Raw genomic sequence first — 24,438 nt, forward strand, 5'->3', positions numbered from 1 at the left:
GAAAAGCATGGGACGGATGGCGCCCCCACGGGACGAACGGCGCCGGGCGAAGACCGGTGGCAACGCCACCGCCCGTCCAAAGATGTCGCCGCGGGGCCCGCTCAGTGAGAGCTGCCGGCCCGGTCGAAGTCGGGCAGCGCCCAAACCTCGATGCCCTCGTCGCGCAAGGCCTGCCGCTCCTGCGGCGTGGCCTGGCCACGGATGGCGCGCTCCGGGGCCTCCTCGGCGTGGATGCGCCGAGCTTCTTCGGCAAATCGCGTGCCCACGTCTTCGGTGTGGGCCTTCATGTGCGCCACCAGCTCCCGCAACATCGCTTCCGGCCCTTGCGCGGGTCGATGGGACTCCGCGGAAGTCGGCGCGATCGGTGCTTCGGACGCGCCCAAATTGAGCCGAGGCGCACTCAGGCGCTTGCCAATCTCTGCGGACCCGCATTGCGGACACGTCACCAGGCCACGAGCCTGCTGGGATTCGAAGTCACTGCGCGAACCGAACCACCCTTCGAAGGTGTGTCCGTGCACGCATTGCAGTTCAGCCACCCACATCGACGGTCGTCCAAGTCAGTGGCCAAGCGCCTGCGCGCCAACGGTGCCACCACAGCAGGCCCACGAGGGTCTTGGCGTCGGTGACCTCGCCGCGCGCGCAAGCGGCATCCAAGGCCGCAGGCTCGATCGCCACCAGGTCCAAAAACTCGCCTTCGTCCAAGCGGCGCACGCCCTGCACCAGGTCGCGCGCAAAGAACACATGGATGACCTCGTTGGAGTACGCGATGGCGTTGTGCATGGCCCCCGCGTTCGCCCAGGCGGCCGCCTGGTAGCCGGTTTCTTCTCGCAGCTCTCGCCGGGCGCAGGCTTCTGGGGGTTCGCCCGGGTCGAGCTTGCCCGCGGGGAACTCCAACATCACACGGCCCATGGGATGGCGGTACTGGCGCTCCATCAAAAAGCGGCCATCCGGCAGCAAGGGAACCACCATCGCCGCGCCTGGGTGCACGATGTACTCGCGCTGCGCGTCACGCCCGTCGGGCAGACGAACGCGGTCGCGGCGAACGTCCAGGAAGGCACCGCGGAAGGCCTGCTGGCTGTCCAGCGGCTGCTCGATCAGGCCAGCGTCGGGTTCAGTCGACATGGCGACGCCGCAGGTAGCGCCACGCGAAACCGGGAAAAGCGAAGGTCAGCAGCAAGCACAGCAGCGTGACGTAGAACTGCCAGTCCTGCGGGTGGCGCTGGCCGATGCGCGCTTCCAGGGCCAAGCCGAGCGCCAACCAAGCCAGGCCCAGCCCCAACAGCTCCAGAAGGCGCCAACCCACGGCCCGCTCGGGCCGCCGTGGCCCCACGAGCAACACCCGGGCGCTGACGAAGGGGGCGTTGGCCAAGACCAAGCCCACCACCAACAGCAGGGTCAGCCCTGCCCCTTGTCCCACGGAGTCGACCTCGCGGTGATCAGGGCAGGATGGCGCTGACGGCCAAGGTGCACCAGCCCATGACCTTGCCCGGCACCACGCCCAAGACCACCGTGCCCAAGGCCAGCAGCGTGAGCAAGGCCTTGACGTCCATCGGCGCGGCCAGGGCTTGGCGCTCGGCCGGCGGGTCGAAGAACATGGTCTTGATCACGCGCAGGTAGTAGAACGCGCCGATCAAACTCAGCACCACCGCCGCCACCATCAGGCCGTAATAGAACGGCAGCTCGGTCGCGCCCATGGCCTGCAGCACCGCCAGCTTGGCGTAGAAGCCGACCGTCATCGGGATGCCCGCGAGCGACAGCATGAAGATGGCCATCACGAGGGCGTACCAGCTGCTGCGCTGCCAAAGGCCGGCGAAGTCGCTGAGCTGCTCGGCCTCGTGCCCTTGGCGCGACAGCAGCAAGATCATGCCGAAGCTGCCCAGGGTGGTGAAGACGTAGACCACCGCGTAGAACAAGGTCGCACTGTGCGCCACCAAGGCGCCCTTGGCGCTGCCCGCCACCACCCCGCTGGCCAGGCCCAGCAGCAAGAAGCCCATCTGCGCGATGGTGGAGTAAGCCAGCATGCGCTTGAGGTTGGTTTGGGCGATGGCGACGAAGTTGCCCACCACCAGCGAGAACATGGCCAGCACGATCAGCATCTGCTGCCAGTCGGCCGCCAACGAGAACAGGCCTTCGACCAGCAAACGGAATGTGATGGCCAAGGCCGCCAACTTGGGCGCCGTGGCGATCAGCAGCGTGGCGGCCGTCGGGGCGCCCTGGTAGACGTCGGGCACCCACATGTGGAAGGGGGCCGCGCCGAGCTTGAAGGCCAATCCAGCCACCACGAACACCAGGCCGAAGACCAGCACGGCCTCGTTCGGGCGCTGCGCGGCGTCAGGGTGCCCCAGCACGTTGTAGATCTCGGGAATCGACAGGGTTCCCGTGGCGCCGTACAACATCGACATGCCGTACAGCAAGAAGCCGCTGGCCATGGCGCCGAGCACGAAGTACTTCATCGCGGCTTCGGTCGATTCGGTGTGGTCGCGGCGCAGGGCGACGAGCGCGTACAGCGACAGGCTCATCAGCTCCAAGCCCAGGTACACCACGAGCAGGTGGCGGGCGGAGACCATGATGCACACCCCGAGCACCATGAAGAGGCTCAAGGTGAAGAGCTCGCCCTTGAGCAGGTCGCGTGCAGCGGCATAGGGCCGCGCCAACACCAAGACGCCGGCCACGACCAAGGCACTCAGGCCACTCAGCAAGTGGGTGAGCGGATCGGCGCTGACCATGCCCTGCATGGCGACGTTGCTGTAGCCCAGGGCGAAGGCCCGCAGGTGCAGCGCCGCAACGGCCAGGAGGGTCAGCTGCGTGAGCCAGTACGTGGGGCGGCGCTGGCTGTCTTTGACCCAGAGGTCAACCAGGGACACGACCAGGGCCATGCCGAGCAGCAGCAGCTCGGGCTTGAAGGCGGCAAAGAAGAAGGTGCTCATGCTGGGATCCGCCTCGCCTCAGGGCAGCTTGGACACGGACACGTGCCGCATCAGCTCGGTGACAGAGGCCTGCATCACGTCGGTGAAAGGCTTCGGATAGACGCCCATGGCGATGGTGGCCGCAGCCAGCACGCCCAGGATGGTGAATTCGCGCGCGTTGACGTCCTTCAACGCCTTCACGTTGTCGTTGGCTACGTCGCCGAAGTACACGCGCTTGACCATCCACAGCGAGTACGCGGCGCCAAAGATCAAGGCGGTGGCCGCCAAAGCGCCAATCCAGAAGTTGTACTTCACGGCCCCGAGGATCACCATCCATTCGCCGATGAACCCAGCGGTGCCCGGCAAGCCGCAGTTGGCCATCGCGAACAACACGGCAAAGGCGGCGAACTTCGGCATCGTGTTCACGACACCGCCGTAGTCGGCGATCTCTCGGCTGTGCACGCGGTCGTAGAGAACGCCAATGCACAGGAACATCGCGCCCGACACGAAACCGTGCGCAATCATCTGCACCAAGCCGCCGGCCACGCCCAGTTCGTTGAACAAGAAGAAGCCCAGGGTGACGAAGCCCATGTGCGCCACGGACGAGTAGGCCACCAGCTTCTTCATGTCCTTCTGGACCATGGCCACCAAGCCCACGTAGATCACCGCGATCAGCGACAGGGTGATGATGAAGGGGGCGTAGGCATGCGCCGCGTCAGGGGCGATGGGCATCGAGAAGCGCAGGAAACCATAGGCACCCAGCTTCAACATGATGGCCGCCAGCACCACCGAGCCGCCCGTGGGCGCCTCCACGTGAGCATCGGGCAACCAAGTGTGCACCGGCCACATCGGCACCTTGACCGAGAAGGCCGCGAAGAACGCGAAGAACAGCAGGGTCTGGGCGCCCATCGGCAGGGCCAGCTTCTGCCAGCTGGCGATGTCAAAGGTCGTGACCCCGGTTTGCGCGCCCGACTGGATGTACAGGTACACCAAGGCCACCAGCATCAACAGCGAACCGGCCAAGGTGTAGAGGAAGAACTTGAAGGCCGCGTACACACGACGCGGGCCGCCCCACACGCCGATGATGATGTACATCGGGATCAGCGTGGCCTCGAAGAACACGTAGAACAGCAAGGCGTCGCTGGCGGCGAACACGCCCACCATCAGGCCCGAGAGGATCAAGAACGCGCCCATGTACTGGTTCACGCGGTTCTCGATCACCTCCCAGCCGGCCGCCACCACGATGATGGTGATGAAGGCCGTCAGCAGCACGAACCACACGGAGATCCCATCCACACCCAGCGCGTAGCGGGCGTTGAAGCGGCGGATCCAGCCGTAGTTCTCGACGAACTGCAGGGCCGCCGTGCTGGTGTCGAAGCCGGCGATCAAGGGCAAGGTGACGACGAAACTGGCGATGGCGGCCAACAGGGCCAACCAACGCACCAGGGCGGCTTGCTGTGGCTTGCCGAGCGTCAGCAGCAACAAGCCACTGACCACGGGCAACCAAATCGCGATGCTCAACCAATGCATGTTGTTCTCCGAGCGTCTCAGGCGCCCGTCAGGGTCTTCAGTTGCGGTTCGATGTAGGGCCAGAGCTTCCAGCTCATCAACCCCACGATGCCCACGATCATGGCGAGCGCGTACGCCGTGAGACGACCGGTTTGCGCCAGGCGCCCCAGCTTGGCGAGGATGCCCACCGCCTTGGCCGAGCCGTTGACCACCAAGCCGTCGATCAGCACGGTGTCACCACCCTTCCACAGGCCCACGCCCAACAGGCGGGCGCCGCGGGCCAACACGTTCTCGTTGAACCAGTCGAGGTAGTACTTGTTCTCGCCGACCACGATGAGCGGACGCAGCACCCGGGCGAAGGCCGCCGGGATTTCCGGCTTGACGATGTAAAACAGGTACGCGGTGGCCACACCGGCCAGCGCCAGCCAGAAGGGCAATGTCGTGAAGGCGTGCATCCCCATCGCCGCGGCACTGTGGAAGTGTTCCTTCAGCACCAACATGGCACCGTGGGCGGCTGTGTTCACCGTGATGGCGTCGGCGAAAAAGTCGCCGTGCACCATCGGACCGATGGTGAAGTAGCCGACGAACAACGACGGAACCGCCAGGGCCGCCAGCGGCACCCACACCACCCAAGGCGACTCGTGCGGTTCAGCATCGTGCCCGTGGTGGTCGTCGTGGTGATCGTGCTCGCCCGGGAAGGGCTTGTGGCGGAATCGCTCTGGCCCGTGGAACACCAGGAAGTACATGCGGAACGAGTAGAAGGCCGTGATGAACACGCCCGCCGTCACCGCCAAGGTGGCGAAACCCGCGCCCGGCAGGTGGCTGCCGTGCACCGCTTCGATGATGCTGTCCTTCGAGTAGAAGCCCGACAGGAAGGGCGTCCCAATCAGCGCCAAAGAACCAATCAGCGACGTGATCCAGGTGATGCGCATGTACTTGCGCAAGCCACCCATGTTGCGGATGTCCTGATCGTGGTGCATGCCAATGATCACCGAGCCGGCGGCCAAGAACAGCAGCGCCTTGAAGAAGGCGTGCGTCATCAGGTGGAAGACGGCCACCGAGTACGCCGACACCCCCAGGGCCACGGTCATGTAGCCCAATTGGCTCAGCGTGGAATAGGCCACCACGCGCTTGATGTCGTTCTGGATGATGCCCAGGAAGCCCATGAACAAGGCCGTGATCGAACCGATCACCAGCACGAAGTTCAAGGCCGTGTCCGACAACTCGAACAGGGGCGACATGCGCGCCACCATGAAGATGCCAGCCGTCACCATGGTGGCGGCGTGGATCAGCGCCGAGATCGGCGTGGGGCCTTCCATCGAATCGGGCAGCCACACGTGCAGCGGGAACTGCGCGCTCTTGCCCATCGCACCGATGAACAGGCAGATGCAGATGACGGTGATCAACATCCACTCACCGCCCCACAAGGGCGAGGGGAACGCGATCTGCGCCAGCATGTCTTTCTTGGCGAACAGTTCGGTGTAATTCAGCGAACCGCCATAGGCGACCAGCAAACCAATGCCAAGGATGAAGCCGAAGTCGCCCACACGGTTGACCAAGAAGGCCTTCATGTTGGCGAAGATCGCCGTCGGCTTCTTGAACCAGAAGCCAATCAGCAGGTAAGACACCAAGCCCACCGCCTCCCAGCCAAAGAACAACTGCAGCAGGTTGTTGCTCATGACGAGCATCAGCATGCTGAAGGTGAACAGCGAGATGTAGCTGAAGAAGCGCTGGTAACCGGGGTCGTCGGCCATGTAGCCGATGGTGTAGAGGTGCACCATCAACGAGACCGAGGTGACCACCACCATCATCATGGCGGTCAGGCCGTCGACCAAAAAGCCGACTTCCATCTTCAGGCCGCCGATGACCATCCACTCGTAGATAGTGGCGTTGAAGCGGGCACCGGCCAGCACGTCTTGCAGCGTCAGCAAGGACAGCACGGCCGCCACGGCCACGCCAAGGATGGTGACCGTGTGCGCGCCGCGTCGGCCGATGAGCTTGCCGAACAGGCCGGCCAAGATGCAGCCGACCAGAGGGGCCAAGGGCACCCACAGCAACAGGTTGGGGTTCAAGGTGGGCGTCATCGACCTCAGCCCTTCAAGGTGTCGAGCTCATCCACGCGGATGGAGCTGCGGTTGCGGAACAGCACGACGAGGATGGCCAGGCCAATCGCCGACTCGGCCGCTGCGACGGTGAGGATGAAGAACACGAAGACCTGACCGGCCATGTCGCCCAAGTAATGGGAGAAAGCCACGAAGTTCAGGTTGACCGCCAGCAGCATCAGCTCGATGGCCATCAGCAGCACGATCAAGTTCTTGCGGTTCATGAAGATGCCGATGACCGACAGGGCGAACAAGAGCGCGCCCAGCGTCAGAAAGTGGCCCAGGGTGAGCACGCCCATCACGCCGCTCCTTCTTCTTGTTGCGACGGGGTGGCCGGCTTGACGGCGTCCATCTTCACGATGCGCAAGCGCTGCGCCTTGGTGACCTTCACCTGCTGCGACGGATCCTGGTGGCGGCTGTCCTTGCGCTCACGCAGGGTCAGCGCAATGGCCGCAATGATGGCCACCAGCAGAAGCACCGCGGCCACCTGCAAGGGGTACAGGTACTGCGTGTAGATCGTCACGCCCAGCATCTTGGTGTTGCCCAGCGCAAGCAACTCGGCCGGGAAGGCCTTGGGCTGCGACACCTGGAAGCCACTCAAGAGGATGGCCGCCATCTCCAGCGCGACCACGGCACCGATGACGGCCGCCAAAGGCAAGTGCTTCCAGAAGCCCTGGCGCACCTTGTCGGTGTGCACGTCCAGCATCATCACGACGAACAGGAACAGCACCATCACCGCCCCGACGTAGACGAGGATCAAGGTGATGGCCAAGAACTCGGCCTTCAGCAGCATCCAAACGCCCGTGGCGTTGAAGAAAGCCAAGATCAAAAACAGCGCGGCATGCACCGTCGACTTGGCGGTGATGACCCGGAACGAAGCCCCGAGCAGCACCACCGAGAACAGGTAAAACAAAGCGGTTGTGACGTCCATGATGCTCAGCGGTACTTGGCGTCGGCCGCCTTGGCGGCGGCAATCTGCGGCTCGAAGCGGTCGCCCACGGCCAGCAGCATTTCCTTGGTGTAGTACAGGTCGCCCCGCTTCTCACCGTGGTACTCGAACAGCGGCGTTTCGACGATGGAATCGACCGGGCAGCTCTCTTCGCAGAAGCCGCAGAAGATGCACTTGGTCAGGTCGATGTCGTAACGCGTGGTTCGGCGGCTGCCGTCTTCGCGCACGTCGCTCTCGATCGTGATGGCCATGGCCGGGCACACGGCCTCGCACAGCTTGCACGCGATGCAGCGCTCTTCGCCGTTCTCGTAGCGGCGCAGCGCATGCAGGCCCCGGAAGCGAGGCGACAGGGGCGTCTTCTCTTCGGGAAACTGCACCGTGATGGTGGGCGACAGGAAGTGGCGACCGGTCAGGGCCAGGCCCTTGACCAGTTCCAGCAGCAGGAAGGTTTTGAAGAAGTCTTTGACAGCGGAGACGGCAGACATTGCAGTCCTCACTTCCAGATGTTGTACGGGGTCTGCATCCACAGGCCCACGACGACCAGCCACACCAAGGTGACGGGGATGAACACCTTCCAGCCCAGGCGCATCAGCTGGTCGTAGCGGAAGCGCGGGAACGACGCGCGCACCCACAAGAACATGGTCACGACGACGAAGGTCTTGCCAAACAGCCAGAACCAGTTCCAGAAGGCCATGGTTTGCTGAATGAACGCTGGCGTTTCCATGCCGAACAGGCTGAAGGAAATCGGCGCCGACCAACCACCCAGGAACAGCAGCACCGTGAGGGCCGACACCAGGATCATGTTGGCGTACTCGGCCAAGAAGAACATGGCGAACGACATGCCCGAGTACTCGATCATGTGGCCGGCCACGATCTCGGACTCGCCTTCCACCACGTCAAACGGATGCCGGTTCGTTTCGGCCAGGCCCGAGATGAAATAGACGATGAAGATCGGGAACAGCGGCAACCAATTCCACGACAGGAAGTTCACGCCGTGCGACGCGAACCAGCCGGTCGTTTGCTTGAGCACGATGTCGGTCATGTACAGGCTGCCCGACACCATGAGCACGACGACCAGGGCGAAGCCCATCGCGATCTCGTAGCTCACCATCTGGGCCGAAGCCCGCATGGCGCCCAAGAAGGCGTACTTCGAGTTCGACGCCCAGCCCGCGATGATCACGCCGTAGACCTCGAGCGACATGATCGCCATCAGGAACAACAGGCCGGCATTGATGTTGGCCACCGCCGCGTCGGGCCCGAAAGGCACCACCGCCCAAGCCGCCAATGCCGGCGCAATCGTCAGGATCGGGCCGAGGAAGAACAAGCCCTTGTTCGAGGCCGCCGGCAGGATGATCTCTTTGAAGATCAACTTCACGGCGTCGGCGATGGGCGTCAGCAGGCCCATGGGGCCCACGCGGTTGGGACCTGGTCGGATTTGGGACCAACCGATGGCCTTGCGCTCCCACAACGTGAGGTAAGCGACGCACACCATCAGCGGCGCCACGACGGCCACGATCTTGAGCAGGTTCCAGACCACCGGCCAGAACCCGCCGAGCAGGCCGGCGCCCATTTGGTACAGGCTGTCGATCATTGCGCACCCCCGGCCACGGCATTGGCGTTGGCCACCTGGATGGGAGCGAACGAGGCTCCCAGGGTCGACGTTTGCGGCAGGCCGGCAGCGACGCGCACGACGCCCTCGGCCAAGCGCTCATTGCGGCGGGCCGGCAAGGTCACGTGGGCCGCCCCTTGCGTCACTCGCACCATGGTCTCGCCCTCGGCCGGAAGTCCCAACTGAGCCCACAGGCCAGGCGGCAACTGGGCCGTTCCGGCATCGCGCGCATCACGGGTGGCGGCCAAACTCGGCGCATGGCGCACCAGCATGTCGCTGGCGTAGATGGGCAACTCGGCCAGGCGCTGCAAACCCTCCGCCGCCGCCGTCGCACCGGGCAGTGCGAAGGCGCCCACAGCCGTGGGCTTGAAGCCGTCGGGCAACAACGCCGCGCGCACGTGGTCGCTCGTCTCGAAGTCGAAACCCGGCAACTCCAACAGGTTCGCCAGCACGCGCAGCACCTTCCACGCCGGACGGGCCTCGCCCTGGGGCGGGACGACGCCGACAAAGGTCTGCAATTGCCCGTCTGCCGTTGCGAAGCTGCCGGAGGTTTCCGTGAACGGCGCGATGGGCAACAGCACGTCGGCGGTGTCCAGCAGGCCATCGGTGCGGTGGCTGACCAGACCGACCACCATGTCGGCCTGCTTCAGGACCTGGGCCGCGGCGGCCGGATCTTGCGTGTCCAGCAGCGGATCGACCCCCAAGAGCAACACGCCTTTGGGTGCCGCGCCCGCCAGTTGGGCCCGCACGCTGTGGCCGCCGGCGCCGGGCTGCACGCCCACGGCCTGCAGACCAACGGCATTGCCGCCCTGCCCCAAGTAACCCACGCTGGCGCCGGTTTGCGCACCGATCCATTGCGCCATCGCCAACAAGTCGGCGGCTTGCGGATGCTCGGCCGCGGCATTGCCCAAGAGCACCGCCGTCTGCTCGCCGCTCAACAGCGAAGCCGCCAAGGCCCGGGCCGACTCGGTCGCCTTCGCAGACGCCCAAGGCGCGGTCACGCCCCGAGCGTCGGCCACCGCCGCGGCGACGTCGGCCAAGCTGGCCAGCCAGTGTTGAGGCGCCACCGTCTGTTGCGCCGACACGGGCAACAGCCAGTCGTCGGCCACGGCGTGCAACGACGCAATGCGCGCGCCATGGCGGGCGGCTTGGCGCAAGCGCTGGGCCATCAGCGGATGGTCTTTGCGCAGGTTGGCGCCAACCACGAGCGCGCCATCCAACTTGGACAGCGACGCAATCGAACGACCCAGGGTCAAGGCCTGGCCAACGCCGGCACGGAGACGGTCGTCTTGCTGGCGCAAGGCCCAGTCGACGTTCTCGCTGCCCAAGGCGCGCAGCACACGGGCCAGCAAGCCGCCTTCTTCCAAGGTGCTGGTGGGGGCCACCCAGGCCGCCAATGACGTGGCACCGTGGTCTTGGCGGATCGACTGCAAACCCTTGGCCACGTAGTTCAGGGCCGTGGGCCAATCCACCATTTGCCAACTGCCGTCCTGCTTGATCATGGGACGGGTCAAGCGGGCATCGCTGTTCAGGCCTTCGTAGCTGAAGCGATCGCGGTCGGAAATCCAGCACTCGTTGACGGCGTCGTTCTCCAGCGGCACCACGCGCATGACCTGGTTGCCCTTGACCTGCACGATCAAATTGGCGCCATTGCTGTCGTGCGGACTGACCGACTTGCGCCGCGACAACTCCCAGGTGCGGGCGCTGTAACGGAAGGGCTTGCTGGTGAGCGCGCCGACCGGGCACAGGTCGATCATGTTGCCGCTCAACTCGCTGTCCACGGTGCGGCCGACGAAGGTCGTGATCTCGCTGTGCTCGCCGCGGTTGGGCATGCCCAGTTCCATCACGCCAGCGATCTCTTGGCCGAAGCGCACGCAGCGGGTGCAGTGGATGCAGCGGCTCATCTCTTCCATCGAGATCAGCGGCCCCACGTTTTTGTGGAACACCACGCGCTTCTCTTCGGCGTAGCGGCTCTTGCTGCCGCCGTAGCCCACGGCCAAGTCCTGCAGTTGGCACTCGCCGCCTTGGTCGCAAATCGGGCAGTCCAGCGGGTGGTTGATGAGCAAGAACTCCATCACCCCTTGCTGGGCCTTCACCGCCTTGTCGCTCTTGGTGCGGACGATCATGCCCGGCGTCACCGGCGTGGCGCACGCTGGCATGGGCTTGGGCGCCTTCTCCACGTCCACCAAGCACATGCGGCAGTTGGCCGCGATGCTCAGCTTCTTGTGATAACAGAAGTGCGGAACGTAGGTGCCCAGCTTGTCGGCGGCATGCATGACCATGCTGCCCTCGGGCACTTCGACCTTTTGGCCGTCGAGTTCGATTTCAACCATGGCTTAGGCCGCTTTCTGTTGGTTGGCGGCTTCGATCATTTGCACGAATTCGTGCTTGAAGTGCTTGAGCATCGCCCGCACCGGCATGGCAGCGGCGTCGCCCAAGGCGCAGATGGTGCGACCTTGGATGTTGTCGGCCACGCTGTTGAGCAGGTCGATGTCTTCCGGACGGCCCTTGCCATGGGCAATTCGGTCGATCACGCGCCACATCCAGCCCGTGCCCTCGCGGCAAGGCGTGCACTGGCCGCAGCTTTCGTGCATGTAGAAGTAGGACAGGCGCAGCAGGCTTTTGACCATGCAGCGCGAGTCGTCCATGACGATCACAGCGCCCGATCCCAGCATCGAGCCGGCCTTGGCGATGGAGTCGTAGTCCATCGTGCACTGCATCATCACGTCCGCCGGCAGCACCGGTGCCGATGATCCACCGGGGATCACGGCCTTGAGCTGTCGGCCCTTGCGCACGCCGCCTGCCAACTCCAGCAAGGTGCTGAACGGCGTTCCCATCGGCACCTCGTAGTTGCCGGGGCGCTCCACGTCACCGCTGACCGAAAAAATCTTCGTGCCACCGTTGTTCGGTTTGCCCACCTCGAGGTAGGCCTGCCCACCATTGCGGATGATCCAGGGCACCGCCGCGAAGGTTTCGGTGTTGTTGATGGTGGTCGGCTTGCCGTACAGGCCGAAGCTGGCCGGGAACGGCGGCTTGAAGCGGGGCTGTCCCTTCTTGCCCTCGAGCGATTCCAGCAATGCCGTCTCTTCGCCGCAGATGTACGCGCCGAAGCCGTGGAAGGCATGCAGTTGGAAGCTGAAAGCGCTGCCGAGGATCTTGTCGCCGATCAAGCCCGCCGCGCGAGCTTCTTCCAGGGCAGCCTCAAAGCGTTCGTAGACCTCGAAGATCTCGCCGTGGATGTAGTTGTAGCCCACGCTGATGCCCATGGCATACGCGGCGATGGCCATGCCCTCGATGACCGCGTGCGGGTTGAACATCAAGATGTCGCGGTCTTTGCAGGTGCCCGGCTCGCCCTCGTCCGAGTTGCACACCAGGTACTTGGCGCCCGGGAACTGGCGGGGCATGAAGCTCCACTTCAATCCCGTCGGGAAGCCGGCACCGCCGCGGCCGCGCAGGCTGCTGGCCTTCACCTCGGCGATCACCTGCTCTTGGGTCATGCCCCCTTCAGCCGCGAGGATCTTGCGCAGGGCAGCGTACCCGCCGCGGGCCTCGTAGTCCGCCAGGTGCCAGTTGCTGCCGTTCAGGTCGGCATAAATCTGCGGCTGGATGTGGCGTCCGTGGAAGCACGTTTCCGTGCCGGTCGCCTTGAACTTGGAAAGGTCCACCATCGGTCAGGCTTTCTTCAGCGTGTCGATGAGCTCATCGAGCCGCGCGTGGCTCATGAAGCTGCACATCTCGCGATCGTTCACCAGCAGAACGGGGGCGTCGGCACAGGCGCCCAAGCATTCGCTCTTCTGCACCGTGAACAGGCCATCGGCCGTGGTGCCGCCTTCGGTCACGCCGAGGCGCGAGCAGACATGCTCCAAGGCCTTTTGGCCATCACGAAGTTGGCAGGGCAGGTTGGTGCAAACGTTCAACTTGAACTTGCCCACCGGCCGCTGGTTGTACATGTTGTAGAAGGTCGTTACCTCGTGCACCGCGATGGGCGCCATGCCCAGGTACTCGGCGATCACCACCTCGGACTCGGGGGACACGTGCCCCTGCTCGTCCTGCACGATGCTCAAGCACGCCATCACGGCCGACTGCTTCTGTTCGGCGGGGTACTTGGCGACCTCGCGGTCGAAGCGCGCGCGGGTCGCGGCGCTCAAAACGTATGCATTGCTCATCGATCGATCTCGCCGAACACGATGTCCATGGTGCCGATGATGGCCACGGCGTCGGCAATCATGTGTCCACGGCTCATTTCATCCAGGGCCGCCAAGTGCGCAAAGCCCGGCGCCCGGATCTTCAAACGGTAAGGCTTGTTGGCACCATCGCTGACCATGTAGATGCCGAACTCGCCCTTGGGGTGCTCCACCGCCGCGTACGCCTCGCCTTCCGGCACGCGGAAGCCTTCGGTGAACAGCTTGAAGTGGTGGATCAGCTCCTCCATGTTGGATTTCATGGATTCGCGCGACGGCGGGGCCACCTTGTGGTTGTCGGTGATGACCGGACCCGGGTTCGCTTTGAGCCAATCCACGCACTGCTTGACGATGCGAATGGCCTGGCGCATTTCTTCCACGCGCACCACATAACGGTCGTAGGTGTCGCCGTTGGTGCCCACCGGGATGTCGAAATCCATCCGGTCGTAGACGTCGTAGGGCTGGTGCTTGCGCAGGTCCCAGGCAATGCCGGAGCCGCGCAGCATCGCCCCGGTGAAACCCAGGTTCAGCGCCCGCTCAGGACTCACGACACCCACACCCACCGTGCGCTGCTTCCAAATGCGGTTGTCCGTCAGCAGGGTCTCGTAGTCGTCCACGCAAGCCGGGAAACGACGGCAGAAGTCATCGATGAAATCGAGCAGCGAACCGCTGCGGTTCTCGTTCAGTTTGGCAATGGCCTTGGCGTTGCGGATCTTGCTCGCTTGGTATTGCGGCATGGTGTCCGGCAGGTCGCGGTACACGCCACCCGGGCGGAAGTAGGCCGCGTGCATGCGCGCTCCGCTCACCGCCTCGTACATGTCGAAGATGTCTTCGCGTTCGCGGAAGCAGTAGATGAGGATGTTCATCGCGCCGCAGTCCAAGCCGTGACAGCCGAGCCACAGCAGGTGGTTCAGCAGGCGGGTCAACTCAGCAAACATCACCCGGATGTACTGTGCGCGCAGCGGCACTTCCAAGCCCAACATCTTCTCGATGGCCAAGCAGTACGCGTGCTCGTTGGACATCATCGAGACGTAGTCCAGGCGGTCCATGTAGGGCAGCGACTGGATGTAGGTCTTCTGCTCCGCCAGCTTTTCGGTCGCGCGGTGCAGCAAGCCAATGTGCGGGTCGGCCCGCTGGATCACCTCGCCGTCCAGCTCGAGCACCAAACGCAGAACACCGTGCGCAGCCGGGTGCTGCGGGCCGAAGTTCAGGGTGTAGTTCTTGATATCGGCCATGTCAGTTCAACCCACCGTAACGGTCTTCGCGGATCACGCGCGGCGTGATCTCTCGAGGTTCGATCGACACCGGCTGGTACACCACCCGCTTCTGTTCCGCGTCGTAGCGCATTTCGACGTGCCCAGACACCGGGAAGTCCTTGCGCATGGGGTGGCCGATGAAGCCGTAGTCGGTCAAGATGCGACGCAAATCCTCGTGCCCTTCGAACAGGATGCCGTACAGGTCGAAGGCTTCGCGCTCGAACCAATTCGCACTGGTCCACAGGGCCGTCACCGACGCCACCCGGGGGAAGTCGTCATCGGCTGCAAACACGCGAACCCGAAGGCGCTGGTTCAGCGACACCGACAGCAAGTGGGTCACCACGGCAAACCGAGGCCCTTCGTAGCCGCCGTTGCCGTGCTGCGAATAGTCGACGCCGCACAGGTCGATCAACTGCTCGAAGCGCAACTCCGAGTGGTCTCGCAACGTCTTGGCCACCGCCAACCAATCGGCGGACGACACCTCCAACGTCAGTTCACCCAGGCGGTTGGTGAGCTTCTTCAGCCGGTCACCGAGCACGTGTTGCAGGCTGGCCTGCAGTCGATCCAAAGAGGGCGTCATGGTTCAGCGCGCGATCGTGTTTTCACGGCGGATCTTGGCTTGCAGTTGCAAGATCCCGTAGAGCAAAGCCTCTGCCGTCGGGGGGCAACCTGGCACATACACATCAACCGGCACGATGCGATCGCAGCCGCGCACCACCGAATAGCTGTAGTGGTAGTAGCCACCGCCGTTGGCGCAAGAGCCCATGCTCAACACCCAGCGAGGCTCGGCCATTTGGTCGTACACCTTTCGCAGTGCCGGCGCCATCTTGTTGCACAGGGTGCCAGCGACGATCATCAGATCCGACTGACGCGGACTGGGGCGGAACAACATCCCGAAACGGTCGATGTCGTAGCGCGCCGCACCGGCGTGCATCATTTCAACGGCGCAGCAAGCCAGCCCGAAGGTCATCGGCCACAGCGATCCCGTCTTGGACCAGTTGATCAGGGTGTCGACCGAGGTGGTGACAAACCCTTCCTTGAGAACGCCTTCAATACCCATTTGGCTTCTGCCTCATTCCCAATCCAGGGCACCCTTTTTCCACTCGTAGGCAAAGCCCACGACCAGGATGCCCAAGAAAACCATCATGGCCCAGAAACCCGTCGGCCCAATCTCGTGAAGCGACACGGCCCACGGGAACAGGAAGGCGATTTCCAAGTCGAACAAGATGAACAAGATGGCCACCAGGTAGTAGCGGACATCGAACTTCATGCGCGCGTCTTCGAAAGCCTCGAAGCCACATTCGTAAGGAGAGACCTTGGCCGGGTCCGGCTTGCGCGGTCCCAAGAGGGCGCCCAGCAACTGGGGCAGGATGCCGACGGCGACGCCGACCAAGATGAAGAGGATGACAGGGAGGTACTGTTCCAAATTCATGGGCAAGGCTCGGGCCGTGGGACAACCGCGGCATCTTATGCGCTCTCCCCTTCGCCCTTTTGCGAGGGATCAAGCTGAAATGACAACGGGCGCATGGCGGCGAACGATTTCGCTTTCACTGCGCCCGTTAGGCGGGATCGGAACCCTTGGATTCCGTCAAATTTGGTGCGCTCGGCGAGACTCGAACTCGCACAGCTTTCGCCACTACCCCCTCAAGATAGCGTGTCTACCAATTTCACCACGAGCGCTGGGTACCGTCAGGGACGGCGGCGTTCGGATCGCATGAGGATGGCTTTCCGAACAGCCCAAAATTCTAAACCGAAAATCGGTCTGTTCTCAGGGTTTTGATGCAGCCGGTGCCACGGGAGCGGCGGCGCCAGGCACCGCGGCAGCGCCAGACACGGCAGCGCTGGCGGCAGTTGCCGGAGCACTGGCGGCCGGCGTCGCGTCGAGCAAGCCGGTCGCTGCCGGAGCCGCGTCGCGGTAGCTGCTGAACGAGGCCATGGCCAGGGTGCAGACGAAGAAGAGCGTGGCGCAGACGGCGGTGGCCCGCGACAGCACATTGGCACTGCCCGTGGCACCGAACAAGGTGCCCGAAGCGCCAGAGCCGAACGAGGCCCCCATATCAGCGCCCTTGCCATGCTGCACGAGCACCAGACCAATCATGGCCACTGCACTCAGCAACTGCACGGCCAGCACGAGGTTCATCAAAACTTGCATCGTCGTTCTCTCCAAAAAATCAAATCGTTGAGCCTGGATCAGGCCCGGCAAATGGCATCGAAGTCGTCAGCCTTGAGTGCTGCGCCGCCAATCAGCCCGCCGTCGATGTCAGGCTGGGCAAATAGCTGACTGGCGTTGTCGGCTTTGACGCTGCCGCCGTAAAGGATGCGCATCTGAGCGGCCGCCGGTGTGGCCGCCAACAGTTGCTGGCGAAGCCGGGCATGAACCGCCTGTGCTTGCTCGGGCGTGGCAGTCAGGCCGGTTCCGATCGCCCAGACTGGCTCGTAGGCCACGACGACCTCCCCGATTCGGGCACCCATCGAACGGATGGCAGCCGCCAATTGACGCTGCACAACGGCATCGGTATGCCCCGCCTCCCGCTCGGCACGGGTCTCCCCCACGCAGACGATGGGCACCACGCCCTGGGCCAGCGCAGCCTTGGCCTTGGCCGCGACCAATTGGTCGTTCTCGGCGTGGTAGGTGCGGCGCTCGCTGTGGCCCACGATGGCGTAGGTCGCCCCCAAATCGGTCAACATCGTGGCCGACACCTCCCCGGTGTAGGCCCCCTGTCCGTTGTGCGCCGACACATCCTGGGCACCCCAGGCGATGGACGAGCCGGTCAATTCAGCCTGCACCTGACCAAGGTAGGCCATCGGAGGACAAATGGCGACGTCGCTGGGCCACGGGGCCCGGGCCTTCAGGTCGGTCAGCAGTTCCACGACCATGGCGCGACTGCCGTTCATCTTCCAGTTGCCCACCACCAACTTCTTGCGCATTTCAAGCCCCTTCCCAATCCAAGACCAGCTTGCCAACCACCGCCCCCTCCTCGAGCAGGCGGTGCGCCTCAGCGGCTTCAGCGGCAGGCAGCACTCGTTGCACTCGCGGACGAATGCCCCGCCCAACCTCTACCAAGGGCCACACGCGCTCCCGAAGCTGTCGGGCAATGGCGGCCTTGAAGGCTTCTGGTCGTGATCGCAGGGTGTTCCCGCTGATGCTTTGGCGTTTGCGGAGCAGAACCGCTGCATCCAACTCGGCCCGCGCGCCGCCTTGAACGGCGATGACCAACAGGCGTCCGCTTTCCGCCAACACCTGCTGGTTGCGGGCCACGTAGGGCCCCGCGACCATGTCCAAAATCAGGTCGAACCCTTCGCCCTGCGTGGCTGCCAAGCCCTCGGACACAAAGTCCTGTTCGCGGTAGTTGAACGCGCCTTCCGCCCCCAACATAAGGCAAGCGGCCGCCTTGTCGGCAGAACCCACCGTGACCCAAACGCGCGCACCGAAGGCAACAGCCAACTGGATGGCCGTGGTTCCGATGCCGCTGGCGCCACCATGCACCAGGATTCGGTGCCCGGCCTTCAGCCCCCCTTGATCGAAAAGGTTCGACCAAACGGTGAAGAAGGTCTCCGGCGCAGCAGCCGCCTCCAGCAGCGACCAACTCTTTGGAACCGGCAGACACTGCAAAACAGGGGCCACGCACCAAGCGGCGTAACCACCACCGGCCACCAAGGCACACACCCGGTCCCCCACCGCCAAGCCCGCTTCGGCCAAGGCCTGTGCATCGCCGTCATGAACGATGCCCGCCACTTCCAAGCCGGGCAAAGAACTCGCGCCAGCCGGGGGCGGGTACAAGCCCCGACGCTGCAGCAGGTCCGGGCGATTAACGCCCGACGCGGCCACTCGAATCAGGCATTCACCTGCACCGGCGCGCGGCATCGGGTGCTCGCCCAGGGCGAGCACCTCCGGTCCACCCGGCTGGGCGATGCCGACCGCCAGCATCAAGGCTTATTCCTGCGGCGCCGCTTCGCGGGCGATCAGGGCCTTGATGGACAGCTTGACGCGGCCCTTTTCGTCGGTGTCCAGGACCTTGACTTTGACGATCTCGCCTTCCTTCAGCACGTCCGTCACCTTCTCGATGCGGCGATGGGCGATTTCGCTGATGTGCACCAGGCCGTCTTTGTTCGGCAGGATCTGAACCAACGCGCCGAAGTCCAGGATCTTCACGACCGGACCTTCGTAGGTCTGCCCGATCACGGCCTCGGCGGTGATGTCCTCGATGCGCTTCTTCGCCAACGCGGCCTTCTCGGCGTCGGTCGAAGCGATCGTGATGGTGCCGTCGTCACCGATGTCGATGGTGGTTCCCGTCTCCTCGGTCAACGCGCGGATCGTGGCGCCACCCTTGCCGATGACGTCGCGGATCTTCTCCGGGTTGATCTTCATGGTGTACAGGCGCGGTGCGAAGTTCGAGACCTCGGCGCGAGCTTCGCCCATGGCTTCCATCATCTTGCCCAAGATGTGCAAGCGCGCTTCCTTGGCCTGTGCCAGGGCAACCTGCATGATTTCCTTGGTGATGCCTTGGATCTTGATGTCCATCTGCAGCGCCGTCACGCCGGTGTTGGTGCCGGCCACCTTGAAGTCCATGTCGCCCAAGTGATCTTCGTCACCCAGGATGTCCGTCAGCACGGCAAAGCGATTGCCATCCTTGATCAGACCCATGGCGATACCGGCCACATGCGCCTTCAAGGGCACGCCGGCATCCATCATCGACAAGCAACCGCCGCAGACCGAAGCCATCGACGAAGAACCGTTCGACTCGGTGATCTCCGAAACCACGCGCACGGTGTAGGGGAACTCTTCCTTGCTCGGGAGCACCGCAACCAGGGCGCGCTTGGCGAGGCGACCGTGGCCGATTTCGCGGCGCTTCGGCGAACCAAATCGACCCGCTTCGCCCGTCGCGAACGGGGGCATGTTGTAGTGCAGCATGAAGCGGTCTTCGAACTCGCCCGCCAGCGCGTCGATGCGCTGCGCGTCGCGATCGGTGCCCAGGGTAGCGGCGACCAAGGCCTGGGTCTCACCACGGGTGAACAGCGAAGAACCGTGGGCGCGGGGCAGCACGCTGTTGCGAATCTCGATGGCGCGCACGGTCCGCGTGTCGCGACCGTCGATGCGCGGCTCACCGGCCAAGATCTGTCCACGCACGATGCGGGCTTCGATCTCGAACAGGAAGTTGTCCACCTCGACGCCGTCAAATTCCACGCCCGCGGCCTTCAGACCGTCCTTGACGCTGGCATAAGCCGCGCGGCAGGCCTCGGTACGTGCTTGCTTGCTGCGAATCTGGTACGCAGCGCGCAGCAGCGGCTCGGCCAACTCCGTGACCTTGGCGATCAGGGGCTCGTTCTTGGCCGGGGGCGTCCAGTTCCACGCCGGCTTGCCCGCGTCGCGCACCAAGTCGTGGATGGCGTTGATGGCCACCTTGCCGGCGTCGTGACCGAACACCACGGCGCCAAGCATCACGTCCTCGCTCAGTTGGTCGGCCTCGGACTCCACCATCAGCACAGCGGCTTCGGTGCCAGCCACGACGAGGTCGAGCTTGCTGTTGGCCAACTCGGTCTTGCCCGGGTTCAGCACGTACTCGCCATTGACATAACCCACGCGGGCCGCGCCGATGGGGCCGTTGAACGGGATGCCCGACACGGCCAGGGCGGCACTCGTGGCGATCATGGCAGCGATGTCGGCTTGCACCTCAGGGTTCAAGCTGACCACGTGCACGATGACTTGCACTTCGTTGTAGAAGCCCTCGGGGAACAGCGGACGAATCGGGCGGTCGATCAGGCGGCAGGTCAGGGTTTCCAACTCGCTGGGACGCCCCTCGCGCTTGAAGAAGCTGCCGGGGATCTTGCCGGCGGCGTACGTCTTCTCGGTGTAGTCCACGGTCAGGGGGAAGAAGTCCTGGCCGGGCTTGGCCTCGGTCTTGGCGACCACGGTGGCCAACACGACGGTGTCGTCGATGTTGACCAGCACTGCACCGGTGGCTTGGCGAGCGATCTCGCCCGTTTCCATGGTGACGGTGTGCTTGCCCCAGGTGAAGGTTTTGGTGACTTTGTTGAACATGGTCATGCGTTGCTCCTATTGGGTTCGCTGGAGGGAACCGGGCTCGGCAAGCCGTTCGCCATGTCATGCCCAAGGCGTCGAACGACGACTTGGGGATGGCATGCGGTCACGGGTTGCGTGGTCTCCGGTCGGAATAAAGAGGCCAACGGCGCTTGCCGCTGGCCCAAGACAAAAGGCCTGCACCAGGTGCAGGCCTCAGGGCATTACTTGCGCAGGCCCAGCTTCTTGATCAACTCAACGTAGCGGCTGCTGTCGCGGCTCTTCAAGTAAGCCAGCAGGCTCTTGCGCGAATTGACCATCTTCAGCAGACCGCGGCGACCGTGGTGGTCCTTGGGGTTGGCCTTGAAGTGGGGGGTCAGTTCGTTGATGCGCGCGGTCAGCAGCGCGACTTGCACCTCGGGGCTGCCGGTGTCATTGGCAGCGCGGGCGTGGGCTTTGACGATCTCGGCCTTGTTCAGGGACATGGTGTTTCCTTGTGGATGTGGAACGCCGCTGCCCATGCTCTGCTGGAGGCCAAGCGGTTTCCGGGGTTGGACTTGCGAACGCAGGGGAAACCGCCCCGCGCCGTGCTCATCGTTCGCACGACCTGAATCGAGGTTCAGGCCGCACAAAACTTTTGGAGTATAGCGGAATGACTAAATGGCCCCCTGCTCGGCCAAGTCCCAGCGGGGACGAACCCCAAACCCGCCTGGCGCTTGGGCGCGATCCAAGCCCGCTTGGTGGCGCATGGCCGCAGCCAAAGCAATCATGGCGCCGTTGTCTGTGCACAAGGCCAACTCGGGGTAATGCACGCGGACGCCTCGCCGCTGGCAGGCGGCATTCAAGGCGGCGCGCAAGGCTTGGTTGGCCCCCACGCCGCCGGCCACCACCAAACGGCGCAATCCGGTCTCCTTCAAGGCCATCAAGCACTTCTTGACCAAGACCTCAACAATGGCGGCTTGGGTGCTGGCGGCCAAATCGGCCCGCTGCGCAGTGTCGAGATCGCCCAACCGCTTCACTGTGGTCAACACGGCGGTTTTCAGGCCGGCGAACGAAAAGTCGAGGTCACCGCTGTGCAGCAGCGGTCTGGGCAAGGCAAAGGCGTCTGGCCGCCCGCCCACGGCCAAAGCAGCCAAATGCGGACCTCCGGGGTACGGCAGGCCCATGACCTTGGCCGACTTGTCGAAGGCTTCGCCGGCGGCGTCGTCGATGGTTTCACCCAGCAAGGCGTACCGCCCCACGCCCATGACCCGCATCAGTTGCGTGTGTCCGCCGGACACCAAGAGGCACACGAATGGGAACTCGGGCGGATCGGCCGACAGGAAGGGCGACAACAAGTGCCCCTCCAAGTGGTGGACAGGCAACGTCGGTTTGCCCACGGCCTGAGCCAGGGCAACGGCCACCCCTGCGCCAACGAGCAAAGCCCCCGCCAAACCGGGACCCTGTGTGTAGGCAATGGCGTCAACCGCCGACCAATCCAAGCCCGCGTCGGCCATGACCTGCCGTGCCAATGGCACCACCCGACGAATGTGGTCTCGCGAGGCCAACTCGGGCACCACACCGCCATAGGCTTGGTGCATGGCAATCTGACTGTGCAGGCCTTGCGCTTCCAGCACCGCCCTGCCCTCGTGAAGCGCCACCAGGGCCACCCCGGTCTCGTCGCACGAACTCTCGATGCCCAGCACGCGCCAGGGCTTTGCAGCGTTCACGCTTTGGATTCCTTGGCGTGGTTGATCGAGTACTTCGGGATCTCCACCGTCACATCGACTTGGCCGAGGATGGCCTGACACGCGAGCCGCGAATCGGGCTCCAAGCCCCAGGCGCGATCGAGCATGTCCTCCTCGTTGTCCTCCATGGCCGACAAGGAACGAAAGCCTTCTCGCACGATGACGTGGCACGTCGTGCACGCGCACACTTGATCGCAGGCGTGCTCCAGTTCCACGCCGTTGTCCAACAAGGCCTCGCAAATCGTGGTGCCGGCCGGTGCCTGAACCGCCTTGCCCTCAGGGCAGTACTCGGCGTGCGGCAGGATGTGAATGATTGGCATCAGAGTTGCTCCACCGAGCGGCCGGTCAGGGCCTCTTGGATCGATCGGTTCATGCGGGCCGCGGCGAAAGCTTCGGTGCCGCGGGCCAGGGCTTTGACGGCGTTGTCGATGGCATCGGCCTGCTGGCCAGCGACTTCGGCGCGCAGTTCGGCCATCAAACGGTCGATGAGCCCTCGCTCGTCCGCCTTCAACAGGTCACCGTCCAGGGCAAGGGCCTTGTCGGTCGCCGCCAGCATGCGCTCGCCTTCCACGCGGGCCTCGCGCAGCTTTCGCGCCTCCATGTCGGACTGCGCGCTGGCAAAACCATCCTTCAGCATCGCGGCCACCTGCTCATCACTCAGCCCGTAGCTCGGCTTGACCGAGACGGTCGCCTCCACCCCACTGCTTTGCTCGCGGGCGGCCACACTCAGCAGGCCGTCGGCATCCACCTGAAATGTGACGCGAATCCTCGCCGCCCCAGCGGCCATCGGCGGAATGCCACGCAGCTCGAAGCGCGCCAAGGACCGACATTCGCTGACCAACTCACGCTCGCCTTGCACCACGTGCAGGGCCAAGGCCGTTTGGCCGTCCTTGAAGGTCGTGAAGTCTTGCGCCTTGGCCACGGGCAAGGTGGCGTTGCGCTCAACGATGCGCTCCACCAGTCCCCCCATCGTTTCCAACCCCAGGCTCAGCGGAATCACGTCCAGCAGCAGCAACTCGCCATCTTTGGCGTTGCCAGCCAGGGCGTTCGCCTGCACGGCCGCCCCCAATGCCACCACCTCGTCGGGGTTCAAGTTGGTGAGCACCGGTTGCCCGAACCAATGCCCCACCCGCTGCCGCACGGCCGGCATGCGCGTTGCGCCACCGACCATGACCACGCCCTGCACCTCGTGTGGACCCAGCTGCGCATCGCGCATCACCCGCCGCACCACCGACAGGGTTCGGTCGAGCAAGGGACGGGTCAACTGCTCAAACGCCTCACGCGTGACCGTGACAGCCAATGGACCTTCGTCCAAGTCGCAACGCACCTCGGTTTGGGTGAGGTCACTCAGCCGCTCCTTGGCGCGCCGCGCAGCCGCGTGCAAGCGCTGCCGGTCGGCGGCGCTGCGCGTGACGCGCCCCGCCTGGGAAAGCACCCAGTCCGCCAACAAGCGATCGAAGTCGTCCCCTCCAAGCGCAGCGTCACCACCGGTCGCCACAACCTCAAACACACCCCGGCTCAAGCGCAGGACCGAGACATCGAAAGTCCCGCCCCCCAGGTCGTACACGGCGTACAGGCCCTCGCTGCCGTGGTCCAAACCATAGGCGATGGCTGCAGCCGTGGGTTCATTGATCAGTCGCAAGACCTTCAGACCGGCGAGCTCGGCGGCATCTTTGGTGGCCTGGCGCTGCGCATCGTCGAAGTACGCCGGCACCGTGATGACGGCGCCGTAGAGCAAGTCGTCGAACGTGTCCTCCGCGCGCTGGCGGAGCACCGCCAGGATTTCCGCCGAGATTTCCACCGGGCTCTTGGGCCCTTCCCGCGTTTGAACCGCCACCATGCCGGGACCGTCCTCCAGGGCGTAGGGCAAGGCGGCGGCGTTGGGCAAGTCGCTCAATCGGCGACCCATCAGTCGCTTGACGCTGGCAATGGTGTTGCTGGGGTCGGAGGCGGCGTCGGCCAAGGCCTCGGCGCCAATTTGTCGGCGCCCCTCGCCCAGGATTCGCACCACCGATGGCAGGATCACGCGCCCCGTTTCGTCGGGCAAGCATTCCGGAATGCCGTGGCGAACGGCGGCCACCAAAGAATGCGTGGTACCCAGGTCGATCCCAACGGCAATGCGCCGCTGGTGGGGGTCGGGAGACTGTCCCGGCTCGGAGATTTGCAGTAGCGCCATGCTT

At 64.3% G+C, this 24,438-nt stretch carries 25 protein-coding genes and 1 tRNA gene; all 26 read right to left on the reverse strand.

The window, feature by feature from the left end:
* Window positions 1–101 precede the first annotated feature (101 nt).
* Complete coding sequence (locus EOD73_RS02830; protein WP_127680663.1) at window positions 102–542, reverse strand: DUF1178 family protein; 441 nt, start codon at window positions 540–542, stop codon at window positions 102–104.
* Complete coding sequence (locus EOD73_RS02835) at window positions 529–1,122, reverse strand: NUDIX domain-containing protein (RefSeq protein WP_127680665.1); 594 nt, start codon at window positions 1,120–1,122, stop codon at window positions 529–531. Before EOD73_RS02835 ends, EOD73_RS02830 begins: the two co-directional genes overlap by 14 nt.
* On the reverse strand, window positions 1,112–1,417 hold the full coding sequence (locus tag EOD73_RS02840; protein ID WP_127680667.1) for a DUF2818 family protein: 306 nt from the start codon (window positions 1,415–1,417) through the stop codon (window positions 1,112–1,114). Before EOD73_RS02840 ends, EOD73_RS02835 begins: the two co-directional genes overlap by 11 nt.
* 19 nt (window positions 1,418–1,436) lie before the next feature.
* Window positions 1,437–2,927 carry an NADH-quinone oxidoreductase subunit NuoN gene (nuoN, locus tag EOD73_RS02845; protein WP_127680669.1) on the reverse strand — a complete coding sequence of 497 codons (1,491 nt, stop codon included), beginning with the start codon at window positions 2,925–2,927 and terminating at the stop codon, window positions 1,437–1,439.
* Between the two features lie 18 nt (window positions 2,928–2,945).
* On the reverse strand, window positions 2,946–4,436 hold the full coding sequence (locus tag EOD73_RS02850; RefSeq protein WP_127680671.1) for an NADH-quinone oxidoreductase subunit M: 1,491 nt from the start codon (window positions 4,434–4,436) through the stop codon (window positions 2,946–2,948).
* A 17-nt stretch (window positions 4,437–4,453) separates the two neighbouring features.
* On the reverse strand, window positions 4,454–6,499 hold the full coding sequence (gene nuoL / locus EOD73_RS02855; protein ID WP_127680673.1) for an NADH-quinone oxidoreductase subunit L: 2,046 nt from the start codon (window positions 6,497–6,499) through the stop codon (window positions 4,454–4,456).
* Window positions 6,500–6,504: 5 nt separating this feature from the next.
* Entirely contained in the window at window positions 6,505–6,816 is a 312-nt protein-coding gene (nuoK, locus tag EOD73_RS02860; RefSeq protein WP_127680675.1) for an NADH-quinone oxidoreductase subunit NuoK, read from the reverse strand.
* Window positions 6,816–7,448 carry an NADH-quinone oxidoreductase subunit J gene (locus tag EOD73_RS02865; protein WP_127680676.1) on the reverse strand — a complete coding sequence of 211 codons (633 nt, stop codon included), beginning with the start codon at window positions 7,446–7,448 and terminating at the stop codon, window positions 6,816–6,818. Before EOD73_RS02865 ends, nuoK begins: the two co-directional genes overlap by 1 nt.
* Window positions 7,449–7,453: 5 nt before the next feature.
* Complete coding sequence (nuoI, locus tag EOD73_RS02870; protein WP_127680678.1) at window positions 7,454–7,951, reverse strand: NADH-quinone oxidoreductase subunit NuoI; 498 nt, start codon at window positions 7,949–7,951, stop codon at window positions 7,454–7,456.
* An 8-nt stretch (window positions 7,952–7,959) separates the two neighbouring features.
* The gene (gene nuoH, locus EOD73_RS02875; protein ID WP_127680680.1) at window positions 7,960–9,057 is read right to left on the reverse strand and encodes an NADH-quinone oxidoreductase subunit NuoH; all 1,098 of its coding nucleotides are present in this window, start codon (window positions 9,055–9,057) and stop codon (window positions 7,960–7,962) included.
* Window positions 9,054–11,408 (reverse strand): NADH-quinone oxidoreductase subunit NuoG, encoded by a 2,355-nt coding sequence (nuoG, locus tag EOD73_RS02880; RefSeq protein ID WP_127680682.1) that lies wholly within the window; start codon window positions 11,406–11,408, stop codon window positions 9,054–9,056. The genes nuoH and nuoG overlap by 4 nt, the downstream gene beginning before the upstream one ends.
* A 3-nt stretch (window positions 11,409–11,411) precedes the next feature.
* The gene (gene nuoF / locus EOD73_RS02885) at window positions 11,412–12,743 is read right to left on the reverse strand and encodes an NADH-quinone oxidoreductase subunit NuoF (RefSeq protein WP_127680684.1); all 1,332 of its coding nucleotides are present in this window, start codon (window positions 12,741–12,743) and stop codon (window positions 11,412–11,414) included.
* A 3-nt stretch (window positions 12,744–12,746) separates the two neighbouring features.
* The gene (locus tag EOD73_RS02890) at window positions 12,747–13,241 is read right to left on the reverse strand and encodes an NADH-quinone oxidoreductase subunit NuoE family protein (RefSeq protein ID WP_127680686.1); all 495 of its coding nucleotides are present in this window, start codon (window positions 13,239–13,241) and stop codon (window positions 12,747–12,749) included.
* Window positions 13,238–14,491 (reverse strand): NADH-quinone oxidoreductase subunit D, encoded by a 1,254-nt coding sequence (locus EOD73_RS02895; RefSeq protein WP_127680688.1) that lies wholly within the window; start codon window positions 14,489–14,491, stop codon window positions 13,238–13,240. Before EOD73_RS02895 ends, EOD73_RS02890 begins: the two co-directional genes overlap by 4 nt.
* A 1-nt stretch (window position 14,492) precedes the next feature.
* Window positions 14,493–15,092: an NADH-quinone oxidoreductase subunit C gene (locus EOD73_RS02900; protein WP_127680690.1), complete on the reverse strand. Its 600-nt coding sequence runs from the start codon at window positions 15,090–15,092 to the stop codon at window positions 14,493–14,495.
* Window positions 15,093–15,095: 3 nt separating this feature from the next.
* Window positions 15,096–15,572, reverse strand: coding sequence for a NuoB/complex I 20 kDa subunit family protein (locus tag EOD73_RS02905; RefSeq protein WP_047484384.1), 477 nt, complete (start codon window positions 15,570–15,572; stop codon window positions 15,096–15,098).
* Between the two features lie 12 nt (window positions 15,573–15,584).
* Window positions 15,585–15,944 carry an NADH-quinone oxidoreductase subunit A gene (locus EOD73_RS02910; RefSeq protein WP_127680692.1) on the reverse strand — a complete coding sequence of 120 codons (360 nt, stop codon included), beginning with the start codon at window positions 15,942–15,944 and terminating at the stop codon, window positions 15,585–15,587.
* 163 nt (window positions 15,945–16,107) lie between these two features.
* Window positions 16,108–16,192: transfer RNA gene (locus EOD73_RS02915), tRNA-Leu, on the reverse strand.
* 88 nt (window positions 16,193–16,280) lie between these two features.
* Window positions 16,281–16,664 carry a preprotein translocase subunit SecG gene (gene secG, locus EOD73_RS02920; protein ID WP_127680694.1) on the reverse strand — a complete coding sequence of 128 codons (384 nt, stop codon included), beginning with the start codon at window positions 16,662–16,664 and terminating at the stop codon, window positions 16,281–16,283.
* A 38-nt stretch (window positions 16,665–16,702) separates the two neighbouring features.
* Window positions 16,703–17,440 carry a triose-phosphate isomerase gene (gene tpiA / locus EOD73_RS02925; RefSeq protein ID WP_127680696.1) on the reverse strand — a complete coding sequence of 246 codons (738 nt, stop codon included), beginning with the start codon at window positions 17,438–17,440 and terminating at the stop codon, window positions 16,703–16,705.
* Window position 17,441: 1 nt separating this feature from the next.
* A complete protein-coding gene (locus EOD73_RS02930; RefSeq protein WP_127682386.1) occupies window positions 17,442–18,440 on the reverse strand; it encodes an NAD(P)H-quinone oxidoreductase in 999 nt (332 codons plus the stop codon).
* Window positions 18,441–18,446: 6 nt separating this feature from the next.
* Window positions 18,447–20,558, reverse strand: a complete 2,112-nt coding sequence (gene pnp, locus EOD73_RS02935) for a polyribonucleotide nucleotidyltransferase (RefSeq protein WP_127680698.1) — start codon at window positions 20,556–20,558, stop codon at window positions 18,447–18,449.
* Window positions 20,559–20,755: 197 nt separating this feature from the next.
* Window positions 20,756–21,016: a 30S ribosomal protein S15 gene (gene rpsO, locus EOD73_RS02940; protein ID WP_127680700.1), complete on the reverse strand. Its 261-nt coding sequence runs from the start codon at window positions 21,014–21,016 to the stop codon at window positions 20,756–20,758.
* A 171-nt stretch (window positions 21,017–21,187) separates the two neighbouring features.
* Window positions 21,188–22,240 (reverse strand): tRNA (adenosine(37)-N6)-threonylcarbamoyltransferase complex transferase subunit TsaD, encoded by a 1,053-nt coding sequence (gene tsaD / locus EOD73_RS02945; RefSeq protein WP_240660570.1) that lies wholly within the window; start codon window positions 22,238–22,240, stop codon window positions 21,188–21,190.
* The gene (gene fdx / locus EOD73_RS02950; RefSeq protein ID WP_127680702.1) at window positions 22,237–22,578 is read right to left on the reverse strand and encodes an ISC system 2Fe-2S type ferredoxin; all 342 of its coding nucleotides are present in this window, start codon (window positions 22,576–22,578) and stop codon (window positions 22,237–22,239) included. The genes tsaD and fdx overlap by 4 nt, the downstream gene beginning before the upstream one ends.
* Complete coding sequence (hscA, locus tag EOD73_RS02955; protein WP_127680704.1) at window positions 22,578–24,434, reverse strand: Fe-S protein assembly chaperone HscA; 1,857 nt, start codon at window positions 24,432–24,434, stop codon at window positions 22,578–22,580. Before hscA ends, fdx begins: the two co-directional genes overlap by 1 nt.
* Window positions 24,435–24,438: the final 4 nt, after the last annotated feature.

This window comes from Inhella crocodyli (assembly GCF_004004565.1).
Taxonomy (GTDB): domain Bacteria; phylum Pseudomonadota; class Gammaproteobacteria; order Burkholderiales; family Burkholderiaceae_C; genus Inhella; species Inhella crocodyli.